The sequence below is a fragment of the Streptomyces sp. NPDC018000 genome, from assembly GCF_044328025.1.
In the GTDB taxonomy this organism is placed as follows: domain Bacteria; phylum Actinomycetota; class Actinomycetes; order Streptomycetales; family Streptomycetaceae; genus Streptomyces.
The window spans coordinates 347,256-363,535 of sequence record NZ_JBIRGM010000003.1 but is presented as its reverse complement, the minus strand read 5'-3'; the positions used below and the strand labels follow the sequence as shown (position 1 = coordinate 363,535).

Sequence of the window (16,280 nt, the reverse complement as noted above, 5' to 3'; positions counted from 1 at the left end):
CACCCGTGGGAACGGACGCCGGACGGCCGTGAACCAACTACGCGGCCAGCCCGAGCGCAGCCATCCGCTTGGTGTGCGCCTCCGTGATCCGCGAGAACATCCGCCCGACCTCCGCCAGGTCGAACCCGTCAGCCACGCCCCCGACGAGCATCGTCGACAGTGCGTCACGGTCGGCCACCACCCGCTGGGCCTGCGAGAGCGCCTCGCCCATCAGCCGGCGCGCCCACAGCGCGAGCCGCCCGCCGACACGCGGGTCGGCCTCGATCGCGGCGCGCACCTTCTCGACGGCGAAGTTGCCGTGCCCCGTGTCGTCGAGGACGCCGAGGACGAGGGAGCGGGTGTCCGAGTCGAGCCGGACGGCGACCTCACGGTAGAAGTCACTGGCGATCGAATCGCCGACGTAGGCCTTGACCAGGCCCTCCAGCCAGTCCGACGGCGCGGTCTGGCGGTGGAAGTCGTCAAGCGCCTTGGCGAACGGCTCCATCGCGCCCGTCGGCTCCACATCGATCGCGGTCAGCCGTTCCGTCAGCCGCTCGAAGTGATGGAATTCGGCGGAGGCCATCTTTGCCAGCTCGGCCTTGTCGGCCAGCGTCGGCGCGAGTTTGGCATCCTCGGCGAGCCTCTCGAAGGCCGCCAGTTCCCCGTACGCAAGTGCTCCCAGCAGGTCCACCACCGCTGCTCGGTACTGCGGCTCCACGGACGCGGTGACCCAGTCCTGCGCGGCGATACCCGTGTGCTCGCTCTCTGCCACGGCGCAACCTTTCCGATATGTCAGCGGAGCATCGCATGCGGCTGGTACTTTCCTGCCACGCGTGATGCGTCGGGCAGGGCTTGTCCGTCATGAGACTGCTTCGCAGTTGAGTGAGAAGCCCCTCGGGGAGGAGTCACGAAGCGCAGAATAGCCCGCGCTCGGCATCAGGAAATCCCCCGTCCAGCACTGCTCGGCGGGGTCCTTTGCGATGCACCCAGCACGGATGCGCGAATCCGGGGTACAGTGGTATTGCGTCTACTGAGTATTTTGTACGGGTGGCGCGAAATTGAATCAGGATGCCCGGTCGGTGGCCCGATCGGCTCCGACCCGACAGCCCTCCACGCGGGGCGTACGCCACGTGCGACCGCAGATGAGGGGCCCCCTCAGCGGCACGAGCGCTCGAGCGACGGCAGTGGTCCCGCGCCACCCGGCCCATCCACGGCCGGATGACCAACCCCGGCACGGTACGACCCCCAGCGTTCGCCTCGGACCGCGTCTCACAGAAGAGGCAGCACCCTGACTACGTTCCGAGAACTCGGGATTCTTCCCGAGACGGCCGAGGCCCTTGAGGCCGTCGGCATTGTTTCCCCGTTCCCCATCCAGGAGATGACGCTCCCCGTCGCACTCTCCGGCTCCGATGTCATCGGCCAGGCCAAGACCGGCACCGGCAAGACCCTCGGTTTCGGTCTGCCGCTGCTGGAGCGCGTCACCGTCCCCGCTGACGTCGAGGCGGGCCGTGCCGAGCCCGAGCAGCTGACCGAGGCACCGCAGGCGCTGGTCGTCGTCCCCACCCGCGAACTCTGCCAGCAGGTCACCAACGACCTGCTGACCGCCGGCAAGGTGCGTAACGTCCGCGTTCTCGCGATCTACGGCGGCCGCGCGTACGAGCCGCAGGTCGAGGCCCTGAAGAAGGGCGTCGATGTGATCGTCGGCACCCCCGGCCGACTGCTCGACCTCGCCGGACAGCGCAAGCTCGACCTCTCCCACGTCCGCGCGCTCGTACTCGACGAGGCCGACGAGATGCTCGACCTGGGCTTCCTGCCCGACGTCGAGAAGATCATCACCATGCTTCCGCCGAAGCGGCAGACGATGCTGTTCTCGGCGACCATGCCGGGCGCCGTCATCGGTCTCGCGCGGCGCTACATGTCGCAGCCGACGCACATCCGCGCCACCTCGCCCGACGGTGAGGGCGCGACCGTCGCGAACATCTCGCAGCATGTCTTCCGGGCCCACTCGATGGACAAGCCGGAGATGGTCTCCCGCATCCTGCAGGCCAACGGCCGCGGACTCGCGATGATCTTCTGCCGTACGAAGCGCACGGCCGCCGACATCGCCGAGCAGCTGGAGAAGCGCGGTTTCGCCTCCGGCGCGGTCCACGGCGACCTCGGCCAGGGCGCGCGTGAGCAGGCGCTGCGCGCGTTCCGCAACGGCAAGGTGGACGTGCTGGTCTGCACCGATGTGGCGGCCCGGGGTATCGATGTCGAGGGTGTGACACACGTCATCAACTATCAGTCGCCTGAGGACGAGAAGACGTACCTCCACCGCATCGGCCGGACCGGCCGTGCCGGTGCCAAGGGCATCGCGATCACGCTGGTCGACTGGGACGACATCCCGCGCTGGCAGCTGATCAACAAGGCGCTCGACCTGGAGTTCAACGACCCGGTCGAGACGTACTCCACCTCGCCGCACCTCTTCGAGGAGCTCGACATCCCGGCCGGCACCAAGGGTGTTCTGCCGCGTACCGAGCGGACCCGTGCGGGTCTGCGGGCCGAGGAGATCGAGGACCTGGGCGAGACGGGCGGCCGCGGCCGCAAGTCCTCCGCCGCGTCTTCGGCGCCCGCCGTCCGTGAGGAGCGTGCGCCTCGTACGCCGCGTCAGCGTCGTCGTACGCGGGGCGGCTGCGCGGTCGAGGAGACCGCTGCCACGGTGCCGGCACCTTCCAACGAGGTGGCCGACGCCCCGTCGGAGCCGCGTACGCCGCGCCGCCGTCGCCGCACCCGCGCCGGTGCCCCGGACGTCGCAGCCGAGACCGCCGTGGCCGCGGTGGAGGCTCCGGCCGCCGCCGTCGCGACGAAGACCGAGGTCGAGACCGCGACCGAGACCAAGCCGCGCCGCCGCCGCACCCGGGCCGCCGTCGTGAAGCCGGTCGCGGACGAGGTCGACTTCCAGATCGCGCCCATCGCCGAGCCGGTGCCCGAGGCGAAGACGGTGACCAAGCCGCGTCGCCGCGCCCGCGTCGTCAAGCCGGCCGAGGACGAGGTCGACTTCCAGATCGCGCCGATCTCCGAGCCCAGCCCGGAGACCAGGCCGCGTCGCCGCACCCGTGCGGCCGCCAAGCCGAAGACGGAGACTGTGGCCCAGGCTCCGGTCGCCGAGGGCGAGGCGAAGCCGCGGAGGCGGCGGGCGCCGCGTGCGGCTGCCGCCAAGACCGAGGGCTGAGCGCGGAGCGCTGATTGATCCGGGGATCCGCCCCGGACACCGCCCCTGGGGCTTGATTTCGCCGGACGGGCTTGAGGGCATCCCCAAGCCCGTCCGGCGTTCCAGGACATACCCTCGTCCCATGAGTCGGCCGCCCACCTTCACCCCGCCCCCCTGCGCCCACACCCGCCAGCTCCGCACCGCGCGCGGGGACTTCGCCGTGCTGGACGCCTCCCCGCGCACCACGCCACGCGGCACCGCCCTCCTGCTGCCCGGTTACACAGGCAGCAAGGAGGACTTCATCGCGCTGCTCGAACCACTCTGTGCCGCCGGGTACCGGACCGTCGCCGTGGACGGTCGCGGGCAGTACGAGACCCAGGGGACGGATCGTCAGGCGACATACGCTCAGGTCGAGTTGGCCCGTGATGTGCTCGCGCAGGCGGCCGCTGCCGGCGTCGGCGGCGAGGGCGCCGTGCATCTGGTCGGGCACTCGCTCGGCGGGCAGATCGCCCGCGCCGCCGTACTGCTCGACGCCTCGCCGTTCCGTTCACTGACCCTCATGTCGTCCGGACCCGCCCAGGTCGCCGAGGCCCAGCAGCTCAAGGTGAAGATGCTCAGCGACGCGCTCGCGACACTGAGCATGGCCGAGGTGTGGGAGGCGATGCGCGCCTTCGACCCGCCCGAGGACGCGGCGACGGACGGCGAGGCCCTGCGCCGGCGCTGGCTGCGCCACCAGCCCGCCCAGCTGGTCGCCACCGGCCGGCAGCTGGCGACCGAGCCGGACCGGGTGGCCGAACTCTCCGCCGTACCTCTGCCCGTCCATGTGCTCTCCGGCGAGCGCGACGACACCTGGCCGGTGCCGCTGCTCGATGAGATGGCGCAGCGGCTGGGTGCGCGCCGCACACGGATCGCGGGCGCCGAGCACTCTCCCAACACGGATCGTCCGGAGCAGACGGCGGCCGCGCTCGTCTCCTTCTGGGACAGCCTGTAGGCGACGGCCGTCAGAACTCAGTACTGCGCCTGCAGGTGCTGCCAGAAACCGTCACGCAGCGCGCGTCGCAGATGCGCGTGGCCGCGTAGCGAGTGCTGCAGCAGCCGTTCGGCCTCGACCAACAGGTCCTGGTCGACGGAACCGGGCAGGTAGGGGTGTCCGGGCAGCAGATCGGCGAGGGACTCGCGGCCACGGGTGGCCAGCCAGGCCGCGGCGATCTGCGCTCCGACGAAGCGGACGTCTTCGCGCGAGGGCGCGGGGGTTTCGTCCTCGTATGTGGTGACGGGGCGTCTGGTGACGTACGGGCGGCAGAAGTCCAGGTCGAAGGTGCGCTGACTGTCGACCTCCCAGAGCAGCGGTTCGGCCTGGTTGCGCCCGTCCCCCGCCTCGATGCCCCACAGGTGGACCCGGGCCCCGTACCCCTGCGCCGCCTCGACCGCGGACACCAGGTCCTCGTCGCCGCCGACCAGTGCCGCGTCGCTGATGGCGCGATGCCTGGCCAGCGATTCGAGGTCGGTGCGGATGAGTGAGTCGACACCCTTCTGCTGATTGTTGGCGTTGAGGTTGCCGAGTCTGACCTTGACGTCCGGGAGTTCGGCGATGGACTGCTGCTCGACGGTGTGGATGCGTCGCCTGGCTCCGTCGTACCAGTACACACGCAGCAGTCTGCTGTCCGCGAAGATCGTGCGGGCCTTGTCGATGAAGGCCTCGATCAGCCCTTCCGCGTCGAGGTCGAAGGAGCGGCGGTCCTCGGTGCCGGTGACGAGCAGTCCGGCCGCGGCGTACACATAGCCCGCGTCCACGAAGATCGCATGGGTCGAGGGGGTCTTCGACACCTCGGCGAGCACACGCTGGAGCAGCTCGTTGGTGCGGTCCAGACGCTCGCGGATCTCTGCCTCGGTCATTCGGGCCTCGTCGTGGACCTCGTCGCCGGATCGCGCTCGGTGACCTGCTGATACTTAGACATCCAAAAAATTTCCTTAGCGTAGGGAATGTTTGCAACGGCCAAGCCGTTGTAAACCCCGTGGAGCGCAAGACACCGGCGTCGGGTGCTCTCATCCTTGCGGACGGGTTACCCGTCCTCCCAGCAGTTCTCCAGCAGGAGGATCAGACGAAGGGAAGCCCTATGCGCTTCGAGATCATGCGACTCGACGATGTCGACGGTACCGCCGTGGACAGCACCGTCGTGGACGCCGCCTCCGTCAACCGGATCGTGCAGCAGGCCGCAGCCATAGGCCAGCGCATCTATATCCGCCCGGCCGAAAGCTCGGCTTCGTAACGCCTGACGACGCTATCGGCCCCCGGGTCGTAAAAGACGAAGCGCCCCCGTACGGAAGGTCCGTACGGGGGCGCCGTGGTATCCGTGAGCGCCGTCAGGAGTTCTGGATGACGTCGGTGACCCCGTTGATGATCTGCTGCACAGCGATGGCGGAGAGCATCATTCCGGCGAGCCTGGTCACCAGCACGACACCGCCGTCCTTGATGACCCGGATGATCAGCAGCGAGTAGCGCATGGTCAGCCAGAGCACGATGTGCATGGCGATGATCGCCGACCAGACCGCGATCTGGCTTCCCACGCTGTCGGCGTTCTGCACCGCGAGGATCACCGACACGATCGCACCGGGACCGGCGAGCAGCGGCATTCCCAGAGGTACGAGCGCCACATTGACGTCCTTGGTCTGCGTCGGCTCGTCGGTCTTGCCGGTCAGCAGGTCGAGCGCGATCAGCAGCAGAAGAAGCCCACCCGCGATCATCAGGGCCGGTACGGAGACATGCAGATAGTCGAGGATCTGCTGGCCGAACACAGCGAAGACGGCGATCACACCGAAGGCGACGGCCACCGCCTGGAGCGCCATCCTGCGCTGCATCTTGGCGGGGCGGCCCGCGGTGAGGGCGAGAAAGATCGGGGTGATCCCAGGGGGATCCATAATCACAAAAAGCGTGAGAAAAAGGGATCCGAAGACAGCGAAGTCGAACACAGTGAGCCTTGCGAGAAGAGAGCGAGAAACAGTCTGAAAGAGCGCACCCCGAAGCCATGACGGGGCCTGGTGGCCGGGGCGCAGAAGGGGAAAGCAGAAGTGGGACGAGCAGCAGTACGCGGCCGGCCGCCTGACAGTGCGGCGCAGGGCTTCACACCCCGGCGATGACGCGTGCGTCGCTACACGGGGCGGGGTCCGCCGGTGCCCGGCACCGGGAAGGCGCCCGTCGCGCGCCGGGTGATCTCGCCGTAGATCTCGGGGTCGGTGGTGTAATCGCCGAGTCCGACGGTCTTGCGGCTGCCGTGGTAGTCGCTGGACCCGGTCGTCAGCAGCCCCAGCTCCCGGGCGAGCCCGCGCAGCCTGGCCCTGGTCTGCTCGTCGAGGCCCTCGTGCTCCGGGTGGGCGACCTCGATGCCGTCGAGGCCTGCGGCGGCGAGCCGCGCAGTCGACGACTCGGACACCACCGCACCGCGCTTGACGGCGAGCGGGTGGGCGAGGACGGTGACGCCGCCGGCGGCCTTGACCAGCCGGATCGCGTCGAAGGGGTCGAGTTCGTGCTTCTCGGCGTACGCGCGTCCGCCGTTGGCGAGCCATTGGGGCGTGAAGGCGTCGGAGACGGTTTCGACGACGCCGAGTTCGACGAGCGCGGTGGCTATGTGCGGCCTGCCGATCGATCCGTCCCCGGCGATCCTCGCGACCTGCTCCCACTCGATCGGCACGCCGAGCGCCTGGAGCTTGCCCACCATGGTGCGGGCGCGCGGCACACGGTCGTCGCGCACCAGCTCGCGTTCATGTGCCAGCTCGGGCTCATCGGGGTCGAAGAGGTACGCCAGGATGTGCAGGCTCACACCGTCGATCCGGCAGGAGAGCTCGGCGCCGGTGACGAGGGTGAGTCCCGCCGGAAGGGCGGCAATCGCCTCGGCGTGGCCGCGCACGGTGTCGTGGTCGGTGAGGGCGACGATGTCGAGGCCCGCGGCGGCTGCGTTGCGCACCAGCTCGGCGGGGGTGTCCGTACCGTCCGACGCGGTGGAGTGGGTGTGCAGGTCGATGCGCACGACGCGTACTCCAGTGCTCGGGGCCGGACATAAGGGGACGTCCAAGGATAACCGGCATTCGAGCGATGCCGGGCCGGGCCCGGAGGCCCTGCAAGCCTCCGAGGCGCTGGAGCCGGTCCGCCGGGCGCTCCCGGCAGGTCTCAGTTGAGCAAGCGCGGTGTGAGCGCCCCGCACGGTACGAGGTCCATCTCACCGCCGGCCTCGCGCAGATCGGCGAGCACCAGCTCGTCGTACATCAGGAGCCCCGACTGCTCGGGCCAGACGATCGCCCAGAGCCAGAGCCCGCGCGCCTCACCTGCGAAGACCGCCCGGTCCTCGGGGGCACCCTTGACGTGCCACAACGGGGTGGGTCGTCCGGCAGCGAGCATCTTGACGTCCGGCGGACCGTCCACGTCCAGGTGGAGACCGGGGTCGAGGCCGTCGATCCCGGCGTAGCGCGCTCCGAGTCCGACACCGAGCTCCTCGGTGACGAGCAGCAGCTCGCCGATACCACCGACGGGACCGGGGCCGGAACAGGCGACGACGGTGGCACGACCGCCACTGCGGTCGTCACCCGCGCTCGCCACACCGGTGAACAGCCAGCCCACCGGCAGCGGCCAGGGCATCCACACCGGAACCTGAGCGCGCTGCACCACGACACTCAGCGCCTCGACGCTGGGCGGGACGACCGGTTGCAGCGGCTGCACACTGCCATGCACCGCACACTGCCAGGTATCGACGAAGAGACCGGGCGCCCTGACCCGGCCTCCGCACTTCGGGCAACTGGGTTCGCCCCTCATAGCGACCAACGGTCCTCCAGGACCGTCGCCGCGTCAAGGTTGATCACCCGTCCGGAGCGTGGCCCCCACCAGCACAATTAGATGTAGCTTGCACTCATTAGCTCCTCTAACTTATTCTGTGTACTCCGCAGCGACCTAGTGGAGAGTGAGAAGACCCATGCAGGGAGAGGATCCGTTCGATCAGGGAGCGGGCAGCATCCTGCGCCAGCCGAAGGCCGTCTGGGCCACGGCGGGCGCCTCTGTTGTCGCGTTCATGGGAATCGGGCTGGTGGACCCGATTCTCCCGTCCATAGCCAAGGGCCTGGAGGCGACGCCGAGCCAGGTGTCGCTGCTCTTCACCTCGTACTTCCTGATCACCGCCGTGGCGATGCTGGTCACCGGCTTCGTGTCCAGCCGGATCGGTGGCCGCAAGACGCTGCTGACCGGCCTCGCGCTCGTCGTCGTCTTCGCCGCGCTCTCCGGCACCTCGTCGTCCGTCGGCGAACTCGTCGGCTTCCGGGCCGGCTGGGGGCTGGGCAACGCGCTCTTCGTATCGACCTCGCTCGCCGTGATCGTCGGTGCGGCGGCCGGCGGCAGCGCGGCGGCGATCCTTCTCTACGAGTCGGCGCTCGGCCTCGGCATGGCCTGCGGACCGCTGCTCGGCGCCCTGCTCGGTGACGCCAACTGGCGCTACCCGTTCTTCGGCACGGCCGCGCTGATGGCGATCGGCTTCATCTGCATCACGGCGTTCCTGAAGGAACAGCCCAAGCCCGCCAGGAAGACCTCGCTGCTCGACCCGATCAAGGCGCTCGGCCACGGCGGCCTGGCCTCCGTCGCCGCCTCGGCGTTCTTCTACAACTACGCGTTCTTCACGATCCTGGCGTTCACGCCGTTCGTGCTGAACCTGACGCCGTACAGGTCAGGTGCGGTCTTCTTCGCCTGGGGTCTGCTGCTCGCCGTCTTCTCGGTGCTCGTCGCCCCGCGGCTGCAGAAGCGTTTCGGATCACTGAAGGTGCTCGGCGCCTCGCTGGTGCTGCTCGCCGCCGACCTGCTGATCCTGGGATACGGCAACCACACCACCGCCATCGTCTGCACCATCGTCTCCGGTGCCTTCATCGGCATGAACAACACCGTCTACACAGAGCTGGCGCTCGGTGTGTCGGACGCGCCGCGCCCGGTGGCGAGCGCGGGTTACAACTTCGTCCGCTGGTTCGCCGCAGCCGCCGCTCCGTACCTCGCACCGAAGATCGAGGAGTGGAGCAACGTCCACATCCCGTTCGTGATCGCCGCGGTCGCGGCAGTCGTCGGTGCGGCCGTCGTCTGGATCCGGCGTGCGGCGCTGACCCACGAGGCGCGGGAGCTGGAGCCCAGGCACGCCGCCGAGGACGGCGTCACGGTCTTCGCCGACTGACCGCGACAAAACCCGGTTCTGCCCCGCCCGCGGCTCCCCCTCCTGGCTGCGCGGCGGGGCTTCCCGCATGCCCGGCATGACCTGTGCCCATGACCTGTGTCTCAGTCCGGACATGACGTGTGTCTCAGTCCAGCGTCACGGCTCCACGCAGCGGATCACGCAGATCCGTACCGTGCGACAGCCAGCGTTCCTGGAGCTCCTGCGCGCCGCGGACCCGCTTCCACGCAGCCTCGTTGCGCGTCATCGGCAGCAGAGGCAGGAACCGCACCGGATCCATGGGCTCGTCCAGTTCCAGGTCCTGCACCAGACCCCCCGGCTCGGCAACCAGTACGGAGCTGAACGGCGCCCCGGGCCAGAGCGGTTCACCGACGTCCAGCGAGGCGCCCGGCGCCACGACCAACCCCTCGACCTGCGGGGTGGCAGCCAGCACGGCCAGCGGGCGCAGCACCTTGTCCGTGTCGGCGAGTCCGGCGCGCACGGAGAGGACCAGCTCGGCGCGCGGGCCCTTCACCGGGTCCGCGAGAGCCGCGGTCGGGTCGGCCATCGGCTGTGCGGACATGCCGAGCGTGGCGTAGCGCACCAGGTCGCCGTCGACGAAGCGGAGCACCTCGATGCGGTCCGTCCCGAGAAACGTCACTGCAGCGCGCGCGTCCGGTTCGCCGAGGGCTGTCAGCAACCGGGCCTCGACCAGAGCAAGAATTTCTCCCATCGTGCGAGCATAGGTCGCGTATGGAATGGGCAAAGTAAAGGATTGGCCCTCAGTCGGCTGATAGTCTTGGCCGCTGGTAGGGGCAGCACGCAGAAGCGTCGCTCTCAGCCCCGACGAAACGTCATCCCCCACGGGGGACCGGCTGGAGGAGGTGGGGCTGCAATGGATCGAAGTCGATCATGCAGTACCAACCGCCCTTCCGTTCCTCACCTCTCTTGGGTGATCTGAAGCCTTCTCGGTCAAGGCCCATGGCATTGCGCATGACGGAAGAGCGCCCCTTTTTTGCCTGTCTGTAGCGAACGCCGTCATCGTGCCGCTGCGGTGCCGCCCGCTTTGCGGACGTGAGCACACGTCCCCATTCCGGGCTGTTCCACGTGCCCGACGACGGCCCTCCGTGAAGGAGCCAGCCATGTCGATGATCCGCGACCTGCGCGCCGCCGTGCGCCCGTCCCTCCGCAAGAGCAACGCCCTGCACAGCAGTTACGACACCACCCGTGACCCGTCCGCCTCCAGCGCGGTCGTCGACTGCGCGGTCTACCGCGACGGACGGCGCGTGAAGAGCGGCACCTGCCTCACGCCGCACGAGGCGATGCTCCAAGTGCGCGAGGAGGGCGGCTTCGCCTGGATCGGCCTGCACGAGCCGACCGAGGAAGAATTCGCGGGTATCGCCCGAGAGTTCGGCCTCCATCCGCTCGCCGTCGAGGACGCCGTCCACGCCCACCAGCGACCGAAGCTGGAGCGGTACGACGACACACTCTTCACCGTCTTCAAGACCATCCACTACGTCGAGCATGCCGAGCTCACCGCGACCAGCGAGGTCGTCGAGACCGGCGAGGTGATGTGCTTCACCGGCCGGGACTTCGTCATCACCGTGCGGCACGGCGGCCACGGCTCGCTGCGCGCGCTGCGGCACCGGCTGCAGGACGACACCGAGTTGCTCGCCAAAGGACCCTCCGCTGTCCTGCACTCCATCGCCGACCATGTGGTCGACGGCTACATCGCGGTGGCGGGCGCCGTCCAGGAGGACATCGACGAGGTGGAGATCGAGGTCTTCTCCACTCCCGCCAAGGGCAGCCCGCGCGGCTCGGACGCGGGCCGGATCTATCAGCTCAAGCGTGAGGTTCTGGAGTTCAAGCGGGCCGTGTCGCCGCTGCTGCGGCCGATGCAACTGCTGAGCGAGCGGCCGATGCGACTGATCGACCCGGACATCCAGAAGTACTTCCGTGACGTCGCCGACCACCTGGCGCGGGTGCACGAAGAGGTCATCGGCTTCGACGAACTGCTGAACTCGATCCTCCAGGCCAACCTGGCGCAGGCGACCGTCGCGCAGAACGAGGACATGCGCAAGATCACGTCCTGGGCGGCCATCGTCGCCGTACCGACGATGATCTGCGGTGTCTACGGCATGAACTTCGATCACATGCCCGAGCTGCGCTGGAAGTACGGCTACCCGATGGTGCTGGGCGTCATCGGAGTGGTCTGCTTCTCCATCCACCGCACACTCAAGCGCAACGGCTGGCTCTGATGCTCCAACGGCTGGCTCTAATAGAGTTCAGGTATGACTGCTGCTGCCGCTGACGTGCCGCTGGGCCGGGCTCTCGTCGAGGAGGCCACCAAGAAGTCGGGCCTCATCTGGGTGCGGGGCACCGGGCCCGCGCGGGCGCTGTGGCACGTATGGCACGAGGGTGCGGCGCATCTGGTCGGCGACGGCCCCGGCGAGCAGCCGCTCCCGGCCGGTCTCGGCGACGGGTCCGCCGCCGAGGTGACCGTGCGCAGCAAGGACAAGGGCGGCCGGCTGGTCGCCTGGACGGCCGCCGTGACGGAGCTCGCGCCGCACTCCGAGGAGTGGGAGGCCGCCGTCGCCGAGCTCAAGGGCAAGCGGCTGAACGCACCGGACGCCGAACAGATGACGGAGCGGTGGGCACGCGAGTGCCGGGTGCTGCGGCTGACACCCGGCGAATTTCGTACGGAGCTGCCGGACGGCTCGCTGGCCGCTGCGCCCCTGCCGACGTCCGCGACCACACGGCGGCCGGTGCCGGCCGGACTGCCGCGGCTGCTGAAGCGGGGACGCAAGGGCTGACCCGGGCGCTGAACCGCCGGGCAGAGCCTCTGCGGGCGCCGGCCAGGCCCCCTTCCGGGCCGCGTACCCTGCGGCCCGCTCTCAGGAGGACGTCTCGGGCAGCTGCTGCCCGTAGTCGACCGTATCGGTCTTCGCCGGGGCCTCCAGCTCGAAGTCCTTGCCCCAGTCGGACAGCATCACGGTCCCTCCGCCACCGCCGCGCGCGAATCGCAGCGGATACGGGGTGCCCTCCAGCGAGACGTCGAGCGTGCCGCCCTCGCCGTTGCCGCCGGTGATCTGAACGGTCCGGGTCGGACCGACCTTCTTCCGGTCGCCTTTGTTGAGGGTGCCGTGCAGGGTGAGCAACCCGTCGAGCAGCAACTCCTTGTCCGTGAATCCGCGCATCTGCTTGTACGTGGGATCGCCCTCGGGCACCTTCACGTACTTGTTCTGCAGCTTGTCCGCCGCCGCCCCGCCCGCGTCGCTCCCGGTGCCGGACTTCTCGTCGTGGCTCCAGAACCCGGCGTCCGCCTTCAGATAGAGCTCGTCACCGATCCGCAGCAGCTCGAAGGTACTGTCCTTCGAGACGACGGAACCGGCGCCTCCGTTCTCCCTGAGCTGCATATTGAGCTTGTACGTGCCGCCCTTGCTGACCAGCGTCCCGGCGAGGCGCACCGCATCGGCGGAGTCCGCCGCGGCCTGTGCCTTCTTCTCGATCTCCGTGGCGTCGAGCTTGCCGACGCCGTTGGTCCCCTTGTCCGGATCCTCGCCGCATGACGTCAGCGCGGTGGTCAGCCCCACGCAGAGCACAACGGCGAGGGCGGTCCGGCGGCGTCGGGCCCGGACGGGCGGGACGGAAGAGGTCACTGGCGCACTGCCTCTCAGCTGCATGGTGGGGGGTGGCAGACGGCAGCGTACCCGTGCCGTTCACACCTTCCGGCAGAGAGCCGTACGGACGGTTCCACCGGGGCGGCCTGGAGCGGTACGGGCTAGCCTGATTCCGTCATAACGGTCAATTAGCAGCCAAATGGACCGGTCGGAGAAGTCGTACACGGAAGAAGGAGGCGCAGCATGGCGGCAGGCGCCCCCCGGGTCTTCGTCTCGCACCTCGCCGGCGTCCCGGTCTTCGACCCCACCGGCGATCAGGTGGGCCGCGTCCGCGACCTGGTCGCGATGCTGCGGGTCGGCGGCCGGCCGCCCCGGCTGCTCGGCCTGGTCGTCGAGGTGCTCAGCCGTCGCCGGATCTTTCTCCCGATGACCCGTGTGACGGGAATCGAGTCCGGTCAGGTCATCACCACCGGTGTGGTCAACATGCGGCGCTTCGAACAGCGGCCCACCGAACGCCTGGTGCTCGGCGAGTTCCTGGACCGGCGGGTCCGCCTCGTGGAGACCGGCGAGGAGGTCACCGTCCTCGACGTCTCCGTGTCGCAGCTCCCGGCCCGCCGCGACTGGGAGATCGACAAGTACTTCGTACGCAAGGGCAAGGGCGGGGCGCTGCGGCGCAAGGGCGAAACCCTGACGGTCGAGTGGTCGGCGGTCAGCGGATTCTCGCTGGAGGAGCACGGGCAGGGCACCGAGTCGCTGGTCGCCACGTTCGAGCAGCTGCGCCCGACCGACGTGGCCAACGCGCTGCACCATCTGTCGCCGAAGCGACGGGCCGAGGTCGCTGCCGCACTCGACGACGACCGGCTCGCCGACGTCCTGGAGGAGCTTCCGGAGGACGACCAGGTGGAGATCATCGGCAAGCTCCAGGAGGAGCGCGCCGCCGACGTCCTGGAGGCGATGGACCCGGACGACGCTGCCGACCTGCTGTCCGAACTCCCCGAGGAGGACAAGGAGCGGCTGCTGACCCTGATGCGTCCGGACGACGCGGCGGATGTGCGGCGCCTCATGTCGTACGAGGAACGGACCGCCGGCGGTCTGATGACCACCGAGCCGATCATTCTGCGGCCGGACGCGACGGTCGCCGACGCGCTCTCGCGGGTCCGGCAGGCGGACTTGTCCCCCGCGCTCGCCGCCCAGGTGTACGTATGCCGCTCGCCGGACGAGACACCGACCGGCAAGTACCTGGGCACCGTGCACTTCCAGCGGCTGCTGCGGGACCCGCCGTACGCCCTGGTCAGCTCGATCGTCGACAGCGATCTCGTCCCTCTCGCGCCGGACACCCCGCTGCCGACCGTGACGAGCTATCTGGCCGCGTACAACCTGGTCTCGGTACCGGTCGTGGACGAGAGCGGATCGCTGCTCGGCGCGGTGACCGTCGACGACGTGCTCGACCACCTGCTGCCCGAGGACTGGCGGGAGACCGACTTCCACGGCGAGGAGGACGTCGCCCGTGGCCGCTGAGGACCGCGCGAAGAGGGTGCCGACGGGTGCCTCGGGCATCGTGCGCCCGCCCCGTTACCGGCTGGACCAGCCGAAGCCTCCGCGGCGGCGGCTGCTGCCCGAATACGACCCCGAGTCGTTCGGCCGGCTCTCCGAACGGATCGCCCGCTTCCTGGGCACCTGGCGCTTCATCGCCTGGATGACACTGTTCATCTTCGTCTGGGTGGTGTGGAACGCTTTCGGGCCCGTGGCGTTGCGGTTCGACGGGTACCCGTTCATCTTCCTGACGCTGATGCTGTCGCTCCAGGCCTCGTACGCGGCCCCGCTGATCCTGCTCGCGCAGAACCGGCAGACCGACCGCGACCGGGTCACCTACGAGCAGGACCGCAAGCAGAACGAGCGCTCCATCGCGGACACCGAGTACCTCACCCGGGAGATCGCGTCACTGCGGATGGGTCTCGGCGAGGTCGCCACCCGCGACTGGATCCGCTCCGAACTGGAAGACCTCGTGAGGGACCTGGACGACCGGCGCACCCCATTCCCGGCCGAGAGCGACGAAGACCGCTGACGGCCTGCAAGGAGCGCTGCACGCACCCGTACTATCGACAGTATGGCTACGGAAGACGCGGTGCTTGAGGCACTGGCGACAGTGAACGACCCGGAGATCCACCGTCCGATCACCGAACTCGGCATGGTGAAGTCGGTCGAGATCGATGCTGACGGTGCAGTCGCTGTCACGGTCTATCTCACGGTCTCAGGTTGCCCGATGCGCGAGACGATCACCAAGAGCGTGACCGACGCGGTCGCCCGCGTCGAGGGCGTCTCGCGGGTCGACGTCACGCTCGATGTGATGAGCGATGAACAGCGCAAGGAACTCGCGTCCTCGCTGCGCGGCGGCATGGCGGAGCGCGAGGTGCCGTTCGCCAGGCCCGGCTCGCTGACCCGGGTCTACGCGGTGGCATCCGGCAAGGGCGGCGTCGGCAAGTCGTCGGTCACGGTGAACCTGGCAGCCGCGATGGCGGCCGACGGCCTCAAGGTCGGTGTCGTGGACGCGGACATCTACGGGCACAGCGTGCCGCGGATGCTCGGCGCTGACGGCAAGCCGACCCAGGTCGAGAACATGATCATGCCGCCGTCGGCGCACGGCGTGAAGGTCATCTCCATCGGCATGTTCACCCCGGGCAACGCCCCTGTGGTGTGGCGCGGGCCGATGCTGCACCGAGCGCTCCAGCAGTTCCTCGCCGATGTGTACTGGGGCGACCTGGACGTCCTGCTGCTCGACCTGCCGCCGGGCACCGGTGATATCGCGATCTCGGTGGCACAGCTCGTGCCGAACGCCGAGATCCTGGTCGTCACGACCCCGCAGCAGGCGGCGGCCGAGGTCGCCGAACGGGCCGGTTCGATCGCCGTGCAGACCCACCAGAAGATCGTCGGTGTCGTCGAGAACATGTCGGGCCTGCCGTGCCCGCACTGCGACGAGATGGTCGATGTGTTCGGTACCGGCGGTGGCCAGAAGGTCGCCGAGGGCCTGACGAGGACGGTCGGCGCGGAGGTGCCGGTGCTCGGCTCCATCCCGATCGACGTACGGCTGCGCGAGGGCGGCGACGAGGGCAAGCCGGTCGTCCTGTCCGACCCCGACTCCCTGGCCGGCAAGGCGCTTCGCACCATCGCGGACAAGCTGGGAGGCCGTCAGCGCGGTCTGTCGGGCATGTCGCTGGGAATCACCCCGCGCAACAAGTTCTGAGCGGGGACGAAGGCATCGCCGGACGGCCTGACTTTTCAGGCCGTCCGGCGACTGAGGACAAAGCGGCAACCGGTCATCGC

16 protein-coding genes are annotated in these 16,280 nt (G+C 69.1%); 9 read left to right on the top strand and 7 right to left on the bottom strand.

Translation table 11 applies throughout. The features are described 5' to 3' along the window. Positions 1–37 precede the first annotated feature (37 nt). The gene (locus ACH4EW_RS10120) at positions 38–751 is read right to left on the bottom strand and encodes a ferritin-like fold-containing protein (RefSeq protein ID WP_398254017.1); all 714 of its coding nucleotides are present in this window, start codon (positions 749–751) and stop codon (positions 38–40) included. Between the two features lie 606 nt (positions 752–1,357). Between ACH4EW_RS10120 and ACH4EW_RS10115 the strand changes: the two genes are divergently transcribed. Both ACH4EW_RS10115 and ACH4EW_RS10110 read left to right on the top strand, forming a co-directional pair. Further along, entirely contained in the window at positions 1,358–3,190 is a 1,833-nt protein-coding gene (locus ACH4EW_RS10115; protein ID WP_398254015.1) for a DEAD/DEAH box helicase, read from the top strand. A 121-nt stretch (positions 3,191–3,311) separates the two neighbouring features. Beyond that, positions 3,312–4,160, top strand: a complete 849-nt coding sequence (locus tag ACH4EW_RS10110; RefSeq protein ID WP_398254012.1) for an alpha/beta fold hydrolase — start codon at positions 3,312–3,314, stop codon at positions 4,158–4,160. 17 nt (positions 4,161–4,177) lie between these two features. Here ACH4EW_RS10110 and ACH4EW_RS10105 read toward each other — a convergent pair whose 3' ends face one another. Continuing rightward, positions 4,178–5,065 carry an NYN domain-containing protein gene (locus tag ACH4EW_RS10105; RefSeq protein WP_398254010.1) on the bottom strand — a complete coding sequence of 296 codons (888 nt, stop codon included), beginning with the start codon at positions 5,063–5,065 and terminating at the stop codon, positions 4,178–4,180. A gap of 221 nt (positions 5,066–5,286) precedes the next feature. On the opposite strand from ACH4EW_RS10105, the gene ACH4EW_RS10100 reads away from it, so the two are divergent. Further along, the gene (locus ACH4EW_RS10100) at positions 5,287–5,439 is read left to right on the top strand and encodes a hypothetical protein (RefSeq protein ID WP_198676864.1); all 153 of its coding nucleotides are present in this window, start codon (positions 5,287–5,289) and stop codon (positions 5,437–5,439) included. A gap of 94 nt (positions 5,440–5,533) precedes the next feature. On the opposite strand, the gene ACH4EW_RS10095 is transcribed toward ACH4EW_RS10100, so the two are convergent. The 3 genes from ACH4EW_RS10095 to ACH4EW_RS10085 all read right to left on the bottom strand — a co-directional run bounded on the left by ACH4EW_RS10095 (position 5,534) and on the right by ACH4EW_RS10085 (position 7,973). Then, a complete protein-coding gene (locus ACH4EW_RS10095) occupies positions 5,534–6,139 on the bottom strand; it encodes a MarC family protein (RefSeq protein WP_398254007.1) in 606 nt (201 codons plus the stop codon). 179 nt (positions 6,140–6,318) lie between these two features. Next, positions 6,319–7,194 (bottom strand): PHP domain-containing protein, encoded by an 876-nt coding sequence (locus ACH4EW_RS10090; protein WP_398254005.1) that lies wholly within the window; start codon positions 7,192–7,194, stop codon positions 6,319–6,321. Between the two features lie 140 nt (positions 7,195–7,334). Next, positions 7,335–7,973, bottom strand: a complete 639-nt coding sequence (locus tag ACH4EW_RS10085; RefSeq protein WP_398254002.1) for a DUF6758 family protein — start codon at positions 7,971–7,973, stop codon at positions 7,335–7,337. 157 nt (positions 7,974–8,130) lie between these two features. Between ACH4EW_RS10085 and ACH4EW_RS10080 the strand changes: the two genes are divergently transcribed. Next, positions 8,131–9,363, top strand: a complete 1,233-nt coding sequence (locus tag ACH4EW_RS10080; RefSeq protein ID WP_398254000.1) for an MFS transporter — start codon at positions 8,131–8,133, stop codon at positions 9,361–9,363. A gap of 124 nt (positions 9,364–9,487) precedes the next feature. Here ACH4EW_RS10080 and ACH4EW_RS10075 read toward each other — a convergent pair whose 3' ends face one another. After that, positions 9,488–10,072, bottom strand: coding sequence for a suppressor of fused domain protein (locus ACH4EW_RS10075; protein ID WP_398253998.1), 585 nt, complete (start codon positions 10,070–10,072; stop codon positions 9,488–9,490). A gap of 409 nt (positions 10,073–10,481) precedes the next feature. Between ACH4EW_RS10075 and ACH4EW_RS10070 the strand changes: the two genes are divergently transcribed. Then, a complete protein-coding gene (locus tag ACH4EW_RS10070) occupies positions 10,482–11,597 on the top strand; it encodes a magnesium and cobalt transport protein CorA (RefSeq protein ID WP_398253996.1) in 1,116 nt (371 codons plus the stop codon). Between the two features lie 33 nt (positions 11,598–11,630). Beyond that, positions 11,631–12,152 (top strand): hypothetical protein, encoded by a 522-nt coding sequence (locus ACH4EW_RS10065; RefSeq protein WP_398253994.1) that lies wholly within the window; start codon positions 11,631–11,633, stop codon positions 12,150–12,152. Between the two features lie 81 nt (positions 12,153–12,233). On the opposite strand, the gene ACH4EW_RS10060 is transcribed toward ACH4EW_RS10065, so the two are convergent. Beyond that, a complete protein-coding gene (locus ACH4EW_RS10060) occupies positions 12,234–12,998 on the bottom strand; it encodes a hypothetical protein (RefSeq protein ID WP_398253992.1) in 765 nt (254 codons plus the stop codon). A gap of 204 nt (positions 12,999–13,202) precedes the next feature. Between ACH4EW_RS10060 and ACH4EW_RS10055 the strand changes: the two genes are divergently transcribed. From ACH4EW_RS10055 to ACH4EW_RS10045, 3 genes are read left to right on the top strand one after another with little or no spacing between them, the layout of a single operon-like run. Beyond that, positions 13,203–14,477, top strand: a complete 1,275-nt coding sequence (locus ACH4EW_RS10055; RefSeq protein WP_398253990.1) for a magnesium transporter MgtE N-terminal domain-containing protein — start codon at positions 13,203–13,205, stop codon at positions 14,475–14,477. Further along, on the top strand, positions 14,467–15,024 hold the full coding sequence (locus ACH4EW_RS10050) for a DUF1003 domain-containing protein (RefSeq protein ID WP_398253988.1): 558 nt from the start codon (positions 14,467–14,469) through the stop codon (positions 15,022–15,024). Before ACH4EW_RS10055 ends, ACH4EW_RS10050 begins: the two co-directional genes overlap by 11 nt. Before the next feature lie 42 nt (positions 15,025–15,066). Continuing rightward, the gene (locus ACH4EW_RS10045; protein WP_398253986.1) at positions 15,067–16,200 is read left to right on the top strand and encodes an Mrp/NBP35 family ATP-binding protein; all 1,134 of its coding nucleotides are present in this window, start codon (positions 15,067–15,069) and stop codon (positions 16,198–16,200) included. Positions 16,201–16,280: the final 80 nt, after the last annotated feature.

Coding starts and splice junctions, on each gene's coding strand:
- ACH4EW_RS10115 (WP_398254015.1), top strand. CDS start 1,358: ATGACGCTCCCCGTCGCACTCTCCGGCTCCGATGTCATCGGCCAGGCC.
- ACH4EW_RS10110 (WP_398254012.1), top strand. CDS start 3,312: ATGAGTCGGCCGCCCACCTTCACCCCGCCCCCCTGCGCCCACACCCGC.
- ACH4EW_RS10105 (WP_398254010.1), bottom strand. CDS start 5,065: ATGACCGAGGCAGAGATCCGCGAGCGTCTGGACCGCACCAACGAGCTG.
- ACH4EW_RS10100 (WP_198676864.1), top strand. CDS start 5,287: ATGCGCTTCGAGATCATGCGACTCGACGATGTCGACGGTACCGCCGTG.
- ACH4EW_RS10085 (WP_398254002.1), bottom strand. CDS start 7,973: ATGAGGGGCGAACCCAGTTGCCCGAAGTGCGGAGGCCGGGTCAGGGCG.
- ACH4EW_RS10080 (WP_398254000.1), top strand. CDS start 8,131: ATGCAGGGAGAGGATCCGTTCGATCAGGGAGCGGGCAGCATCCTGCGC.
- ACH4EW_RS10075 (WP_398253998.1), bottom strand. CDS start 10,072: ATGGGAGAAATTCTTGCTCTGGTCGAGGCCCGGTTGCTGACAGCCCTC.
- ACH4EW_RS10070 (WP_398253996.1), top strand. CDS start 10,482: ATGTCGATGATCCGCGACCTGCGCGCCGCCGTGCGCCCGTCCCTCCGC.
- ACH4EW_RS10065 (WP_398253994.1), top strand. CDS start 11,631: ATGACTGCTGCTGCCGCTGACGTGCCGCTGGGCCGGGCTCTCGTCGAG.
- ACH4EW_RS10055 (WP_398253990.1), top strand. CDS start 13,203: ATGGCGGCAGGCGCCCCCCGGGTCTTCGTCTCGCACCTCGCCGGCGTC.
- ACH4EW_RS10045 (WP_398253986.1), top strand. CDS start 15,067: ATGGCTACGGAAGACGCGGTGCTTGAGGCACTGGCGACAGTGAACGAC.